This window comes from Bacillus sp. FSL K6-0255, assembly GCF_045040725.1.
GTDB classification, from domain to species: Bacteria; Bacillota; Bacilli; order Bacillales; family Bacillaceae; genus Bacillus; species Bacillus subtilis.
This window is the reverse complement of record NZ_CP150278.1, coordinates 1,749,183-1,757,070: the sequence shown is the minus strand read 5'-3', so window position 1 is coordinate 1,757,070 and position 7,888 is coordinate 1,749,183. Positions and strand designations below refer to the sequence as shown.

7 protein-coding genes are annotated in these 7,888 nt (G+C 43.9%); all 7 read right to left on the bottom strand.

From position 1 onward, the window contains the following. Nucleotides 1–44: 44 nt before the first annotated feature. Nucleotides 45–794, bottom strand: a complete 750-nt coding sequence (locus MHB62_RS09120; protein ID WP_003231800.1) for a polyketide synthase — start codon at nucleotides 792–794, stop codon at nucleotides 45–47. A 39-nt stretch (nucleotides 795–833) separates the two neighbouring features. Then, on the bottom strand, nucleotides 834–1,613 hold the full coding sequence (locus tag MHB62_RS09115; RefSeq protein WP_010886512.1) for an enoyl-CoA hydratase/isomerase: 780 nt from the start codon (nucleotides 1,611–1,613) through the stop codon (nucleotides 834–836). Beyond that, a complete protein-coding gene (gene pksG / locus MHB62_RS09110; RefSeq protein ID WP_003231805.1) occupies nucleotides 1,601–2,863 on the bottom strand; it encodes a polyketide biosynthesis 3-hydroxy-3-methylglutaryl-ACP synthase PksG in 1,263 nt (420 codons plus the stop codon). Before pksG ends, MHB62_RS09115 begins: the two co-directional genes overlap by 13 nt. Continuing rightward, nucleotides 2,864–4,111, bottom strand: coding sequence for a polyketide biosynthesis malonyl-ACP decarboxylase PksF (gene pksF / locus MHB62_RS09105; protein ID WP_003245287.1), 1,248 nt, complete (start codon nucleotides 4,109–4,111; stop codon nucleotides 2,864–2,866). It lies immediately after the preceding gene. Next, nucleotides 4,089–4,337 (bottom strand): acyl carrier protein, encoded by a 249-nt coding sequence (locus MHB62_RS09100; protein ID WP_003231809.1) that lies wholly within the window; start codon nucleotides 4,335–4,337, stop codon nucleotides 4,089–4,091. The genes pksF and MHB62_RS09100 overlap by 23 nt, the downstream gene beginning before the upstream one ends. Nucleotides 4,338–4,398: 61 nt before the next feature. Then, nucleotides 4,399–6,702 (bottom strand): ACP S-malonyltransferase, encoded by a 2,304-nt coding sequence (gene fabD / locus MHB62_RS09095; protein ID WP_003231811.1) that lies wholly within the window; start codon nucleotides 6,700–6,702, stop codon nucleotides 4,399–4,401. Further along, nucleotides 6,699–7,673, bottom strand: a complete 975-nt coding sequence (locus MHB62_RS09090) for an acyltransferase domain-containing protein (RefSeq protein ID WP_003231814.1) — start codon at nucleotides 7,671–7,673, stop codon at nucleotides 6,699–6,701. The genes fabD and MHB62_RS09090 overlap by 4 nt, the downstream gene beginning before the upstream one ends. Nucleotides 7,674–7,888 lie beyond the last annotated feature (215 nt).

The following is a 7,888-nucleotide window of genomic DNA, read 5'->3' as shown; positions in this document are numbered from 1 at the left end:
CACGCTGCCTCCATTTCACCTGCAAAATTTATATATATTTTCAGTTAATTACCATATAAACCTTTGATTCTACTTTTGACTTCTTCATGATGAAATGTTTTCTCATGCATCATCAATTCCTGTTCAATGACGCGCGGCAGCTGATCGCGAAGCGGGGCAACCAAATGATCTTTCAGTGTAACCAGTGAGTTTCTCGGCTTTTCCGCCAGTTCTTGCGCCAGCTCCACTGCATAATCTAACACTTCTGCACGGGGCAGCACCTTAAAAGGAACCCCTCTTTTTTCAAGATCAGCTCCGCGGTAGCTGCCCGCATTCAATAATATTTCCTGGGCCAGGCTGAAACCCAGTTTTTTAGGAACGATAAAGGTAGCGCCCATTCCAGGCGTAAATCCGTATTTCATAAAATTAGCCGTATACACGCTTTCTCTGCTCAGAATGACAATGTCAGCAAAGAGCCCCATGACAAAGCCGCCTCCAATTCCATGGCCCTGCATTGCCGCAATAACTGGAATCTCGCAATCCAGCGCCAGAGAATAAAGATTGTCATCAGTGAACTTGGTCAATCCCTGTTGAATTCGAAGCAGTCCTTCTTGCGTTCCTCCTGAAGCAAAATAATTATCATATCCTGTCAAAATGACCGCTTTGTATTTGGGATTCTGCCGTATGTATTCAAACGCTTGAATTAAATCGTCTGTAAGTTCTTGTGAAAACGCGTTTTTATGAGTGCGATCTTGCATCTTTACCTGAATAATGGCGGATTCAATTTCGATAAGCTCTACAACAGAATGCGTCATGATGTCCTCCTAACGGTTCTGATTGTCATTTTTAAACGGTTACTGATCCTCCCATGGGAATTGTCCTGTTTCAACATACCTGATGATTCCCATTTGGTTTTGAGGATCAGAAAACATGTCTTGATTTGCAGTTAAAGCGGTGGCTTTCGCACGACTGACTTGATGATCAAGTGAGCTCATAAACTGTTTATAATGTGCGATTCCTTTTTTATTCAGCCTCCGCAAACGCAATAAATGCTTTCTCAGCAGCACGTCACTTTCAGCATCAAAAGCATCTATTAACCCCCATTCACTGGCTTCCTGAACGGAAATCGGCTTTGTCATAAGCGTCATATAATGCGCTTTCTGCCGGCCGATACGGCGGATCAGAAACGGTAAAACACAAGCAGGGTACAGGCCGAATAGCAGCTCAGAGAGACTGAATGACGCCGTCTGATCAGCAATGGCAATATCTGTGGCAGATACAAATCCAAGACCGCCGGCATTCACTTTTCCCCTGACATGCGAAATCGTGACATAAGGGCCGGTCTGCAATTTCATCCACAAATCATAGAGAGGCTCTTGGGAGCTTGCCTGTTTTCTGCCCCTTTTCATTTCCTGATAGATTTCTTGAAAATCCGCTCCGAAACAAAACACCTCGGGAAGCCCCTCTAAAACGACAACCGTCACCGTTGATGTTTCACATTGGTTTAACACTTGCAAGCATTCTTCTATCAGCGTGTCATTAATCGTATTATTCGCTTCAGGACGGTGAAAGGTAATATAGCAAACCGATGCTTGAAAGCGGACCTTTATCGTTTGATAGGTCACGAGATCCACCTGTACTTCCGATGAAACTCAGAAATTTCTTCTAAAAACAAGCGCGGCTTCTCTTGAGTGGACTGCATGATGCCCGGTATCATCTCAAAGTCCAGCTTTACATTGCGCGTCCCAAACCGCACCATCCCGCTCCCCTTAAACAATAGCTCATACTCTTCCATGGAGAGCTGATACCGGCGATCCAAATGCTTCTCAATACCAAATGTTCGCTGACGCTCCTGGCCTTGCGGAGTTGTAATTCCGCTGTAAAATTCAGAACAGCAGCCGGATCCGTAGGAAAAACAGCCAATTCGTTTAGGCGTATCAAATCTCCCTTGGTCTATCGTGCTGGCCAATGCCAGAAACAAGGCTGCCCCCATAATATTTCCAACCCGTTGACAGTAGTTTAAACCTGGTTTTACCCGAGTTAAAAAATCCGTCTCAATCCCGGATGTTTTCACCTTCGCTACCTTACGCATCATTGTCCGGTGCGCACCTTTCACCATCCCGCCAAAGGGCGTATGGTAAGCAAGATATTGAAACGTGTCCTGATAATTGGCACCCGGTACACGCTTTTGATATTCCAGAAAAGTCTGTTCGCAGCAATCCAAATATGACATTAAAGACAGATCAGAATCTCCCGCTTCACTGTCGGGAATGGGGCGGCACGTGTCCATCACTTCATAGCCGTAATAACCATTTGCTCCGGGATCTATTTGAAACACCTCGGGATTTTCGCCAACTAAAACGGCCACCGCTCCCGCTCCGGCGCTCGGTTCCGCATAAGACCAATCTTCGCTTAAAGCGTCTCCGCCCTCAGCGATTAAAAAACGTGAAATATCACTGGCGATAACCAGTGCTTTGGCACCCGGAGAAGTCTGGGATAATATAAAATTCACCGCCATCTGAAATCCCGCTGTCCCTGAATAACACGCCTGTTTAACCTCAAACAAACGGCAGTTGCGGTTGAGACCTAAATATTCATGGATATATGTACTTAACGATTTCCCAAAGTCGATCCCGGATTCAGAGCAAGTGATCAGCAATTCAATCCGGTCCTTCTCTGCTTCAGATAAAGCATCAATAATCGGCTTAGCTGCATTGACTCCGAAGGTCACGGGATCTTCATAAGGCAGTGCTACCGCTTTTTCTTTCATTAATAAATTTTCAAATCTCGCAGTATCTAAGTGTCTGTATTTGGCCAGCTCCATGACATCAAGGTATGCCGTTCCGCCAAAGACATTCATCGCTTCTATTCCGGCTGAAACCATTTATGATTCGCCTCCACATTTCTCAATGTTTTGTATACAAACCGCGGTGTTCATTCCGCCAAACCCCATGCTTAAGCTCAGCGCATTTTTGATGCGGTATGAAATCGATTTCTCATTTACCCAATGAAAGGAATCATCGATTGGATGATCCAAATTCCTGCTCGGATGCAGGGCAGATTTTTTCATTTGCAGCAAAACAGAAATAATCTCTACGATGCCCGCCGCACTAAGCCCGTGTCCGGTTATCGATTTTGTTGCATTGATATAAGCATGGGAAAGCCGGCATGCACGGAGCGCCTTTAATTCTATTTCATCTCCAATAAAAGAGCCTGTTCCATGAGGATTAATATAATCAATATCTTCTGGTAAAAGCCTGGCACGCTCCAGTGCCTTCTGGATGACATGAATCTCTCCTTCTAATGAAGGATCAGGATTCCGGTTTCCGTCCAGTTTGATTGACCAGCCAGACAATGCTGCATAAGGTTTTAGACCTCTTCGTAAAGCCGTCTCCTTTCGTTCTATTACCAATGCACCGCACGATTCTCCATAGATAAACCCGTCTCTGTTTTGATCGAAGGGACGGCACGCATTTTCAGGTTCATCAGCATATTTGTCCGTCCCCATAGCGCCTAAAGCCCTTAGCGCCTCGCATTCCATATAAGAAAGATCCATTAAAGCACCAAGTGCTATGCAAGTATCAACTTCGCCTGACAGGACTTGCTGAATCGCATGAATGACTGCTAACTGGCCGCTGGCCGAAGCTCCTCCCACCGTATATGCTAATCCCGTGATGCCAAACTGATCTGTACATATCCCGCAAAGATCGCTGTCCATGAAAGACAGACCATACGCCGGAGAAATAAAACCGGAGCGGTCTTGATACCTTTCATAAACTTCAAAGTTTTCTCTCTGTTGAAAATTTGATCCGCCAACAACCAGTCCGATACGTGAGGAATCTGCATCGTCCAATTCAGCCTCCTCCCAAGCCTCTGTGAGAGTTACCAATGCAGCGCGGCTGGAGAATGATGCTTTTCGCAACATTTTTTTAGAGAGTCGGTCAGGATAAGACAATGACGCAATTTCGGCTCCGATAAACCGGCTGTCTTTTTGTCTGCCTGAACGCTTCATGACATCAAAGGCATGTCTGCCGGACAGCAGCGAGGAAGCAAAGTCCTCTTTCCCTTGACCGATAGAGGCCGTAACGCCTACACCGGTCACCACCACCTCAGGCAGATTGCACTTTGTCATAAAGCACCTCAGCTAATTCACCGATGTTTTTCACCCCGGATAGCTCAATGCGAGGGATTTTTAACGATAAATCCTCTAGCACCATCGTGATAATTTCAGCTCTGTCTACAGAGTCAGCTCCTAGCTCAACTAACTGATCTTCAGGCTCAAATCTGTGTCCGTCTAATTCAGGAAGCACCTCGCAAATATTGGTGATTAATACTTCAAAGATTCTCTGTTTATCCATAATGCGCTCTCTCCTTCAAGGGATTATTTTAATGATTTTTATAGGTATATTTTCATAATATTCAAACTTTTATTTTTATGTTGTCTGTTTCATGCGACGGCTGATACATCGATTGCATCCGTTCATGAAGCAATACTGCCGTTTCTGTCATTAATTTTTTCCCGATTTCATCCACATGGCGGTTTCGCCAATTTTCTAATTGCGACCCTTTAACCCATTGATTAAAGGCTCCCAGCGCGGGACCGCAGTGAATTTGATAATCGACCTTCGAATGTTCGCTTCCGCTGATTGCCAATTTTGAACTGTATCTGAAGTACCATCGGAAAATCAAAGCCATTTTATGCTTCGGGTTTTGTTCAGCCTTCTCAATGTCTGCCGCGGGATAATGCAATGCAATATCTTTATATATGTCTTCTATACTGCGTTTAAAGTATTTCTCCTCAAGCTGGGCCAGCATCTTTGCATCCAGCTCACGTATAGACCCATACCGCTGATACAGTTCATATAACTTGTTTGCCCGTGCGGGAAAGAACACGCCTTTCTTTAGCACCTGCACTTTACTGCCCGATTCAAACATATCACCTGCAGGCGCATAGGCTGTATCTTGTACATTCATCTGCTGAAGCAAATCCTTTACTTTATCACTTGTTGCCGCCTCAACCGTACATTGATTGATTGAGCCTGTTAGAATAAAATCAGCCCCTAGCATAAAAGCCGCCATCGCTGCCTCAGGTGTTCCAATTCCTCCAGCTGCACCAACTCTTATTTTTTTCCGGTATTGATATTTTTTCATCATTTCATCTCTTAAAGATGTCATCGCCGGCATCAGGCTGTATGCCACACCGCCATCTGTATGACCGCCTGAATCAGCTTCTACACAAATATCGTCAGCCATCGGAATGCACCGCAACAACTCAGCTTCGTTCATAGTGATTTTATTTTCTCCTAAAAGCTTTTGCAGCATATTCTCAGGCGCAGGACTCAGAAATGATTCTGCAACTTCCGGCCGTGATATTTTTGCTATGAGACGATTTGAGCATATAACGTCACCATTTTGATTTCGTTTCACTCCTTTTGCGCGATACCTTACTAATACAGGAGTGACACTTAAAAATGCTGAAGCCTCCACAATGCTCACTTGATTCCTCAATAAAAGATCGATCATTTTTTCTTCTGATTCAGTATGTTTCATATTGTGGACCAGATTGATGCCGTAGGCTTGTCCTTTTCCTAATTCACCTTGTATAGCATGGATCGCATCTTCAACCTCTTTCAGGCTCAGACCTCCTGTGCCAAAGAACCCCATCATTCCCGCTCTTGACAGCTTTACTACCATTTCTTTCGAAGCAATGCCGCGGTACATTCCTCCTGCAAGATAAGCATATGTAAGATGATAATCTTGTTTAAATTCAGCACTTCCTAAAGATTCTGCCGTAATCCCGGCTTGAACATTGCGTTGCTCCTTTAGATGCGCACTGATCGCGGGGTTCTTTTTCGGTATATATGTCAATGGTTCAGCTTCATTTTTAATCCGATGAATGAGACCGGTTAAAACAGTTCCAGGCCCAATCTCTGCAAACTCCATTTCTCCTCTTCCCATCAGAAAACGAATGCTGTCCGTCCATTTCACTGTGTTGTCCATTTGTTCAGATAATGTATCTTTTAATCTGTCTTGATGGTATGGCTCTGCGTAGACATTGGAGATAACCGGGATCGCCAAAGGTGCAAACTGGAATGAGTCAATATATTGCTTAAATACCTGTTTGGCTTCATTCATATATCTGGAATGAAAAGCTCCGCTCACATTTAATGGATGAAACAGCTTTACATCCTTGGTGTTTTCAAAAACAGCCCGAGCTTTTTCAATCTCTTTTTTCGGGCCAGAAATCACAATTTGCTGGGGCGTATTTTCATTTGCCACATCAATGTCATAAAGACGGTGCTCTTCTAAAACGGCTGTAACTTGTTCCTTACTCAGGCCGATCACAGCAGCCATTCCGCCCCCTGTAATTCGTCCCATCAATTCTCCTCTTTTTTTGACGAGCCTTAATCCGGTTTCAAAATCAAATGCACCGGCTGCCATCAGCGCATTGTATTCTCCTAAGCTGTGTCCTGCCGCAAAATCAGGTTTTCTGCCGGTCTCCTCCACTCTCTTCAAGTAACTGAGTGCATTAACAACATACAAAGCCGGCTGCGTGTATTCAGTATGATTTACATCCAGATATGATTTTTCGGTACATAGCTTCTCTATTGAATAGCCCAATATTTGATCTGCTTGATCTGTCAAATGCTGATACTGTTCAAATAGCCCTTGTCCCATCCCCTTTTGCTGGGAGCCTTGCCCTGGAAAGACATATGTAATCATCTTGTAAACTTCCTTTCTGGTGTACGGAAATACTCAACCGTATTCAGATTTTTCAGCTCCTGATGAAATGGTGTTATGATTGAGCAGCAACGGTCAGCTGAATCACCCGGAATCAGCTGTTTCACAAAAGCAGCTAAGGTGCCGGATGGCCCTAAATCGATAAACTTGCATGTATGCTGGCTTTCCAAATATCGAATCGCTTCACGAAACATCATTGGCTTTCTGACCGCATTCCAAAAGAAATTCTCGTCCATTACGTGAAGGCAGCTTCCCGTTAAGCTCGATACAATCGGTATTGACGGTTTTTGAAAAGATTTTGATCTTAAAAATTCTGCATAGGCACTCTCTGCCGGATCAATAAGCGAAGAATGAAAGGCATAGGACACAGGAAGCAGCTGGCAAAGAATCTGCTTCTCCTTTAAATCCTCCATAATCTTCCTTATATGATCTTCTTCACCAGAAATGACGAAGTGCGAATCATAATTGATAGAAATGAGTTCACTATTTCCAAACAGTTGCGGATGATCATTCAGCAATTGCGGTTTGTCAAGAATGGCCAGCATTTTTCCTTTATCGCAGGAATTCTGGATGATAATAGCCTGTTCAAGTATGCAATCCAGCATATCCTCTGCGTCTGACACACCAGAAACTGCCGCTGCTGCGAATTCTCCCAGACTTGATCCCAATACGTAATCAGGATAAATTCCCCTGTCTTCCAAAACCTTATATAAGGAATACTCAATCATAAAAATGGCGGGGTGGGAAAAAAGAATACTGTCAAACGGATCTGACACACGTTTACCTGGATGGTAGATTTCTTCAACAATGGATGTGCCGATTCGCCGTGCTGCAATGGCATCCATTTCAAGCATTGATTGGCGAAACACGGTATTTTCCTTAAATAGTTCTTTCCCCATGTGATAGTATTGGGAACCTTGCCCGGAAAACATAAAAACAAGCGGTTCATTCATGTGTATAACCTTCTTTTTTTATATTTATGACGGCTATTGGATTTCTCATTTCCATGCATGTTGTTAAAGCACATAGCAGCGATTGAAATGAAATTAATAAATGGAAAAGACATATGTGAAAAAGTAAAGGAGATTCAACTTGGAAGGATTGCTATTGGTGCTCTGGATGCGGTTCATTTATGACGTGATCGTAGATGTATGTTGATATCTCAAAA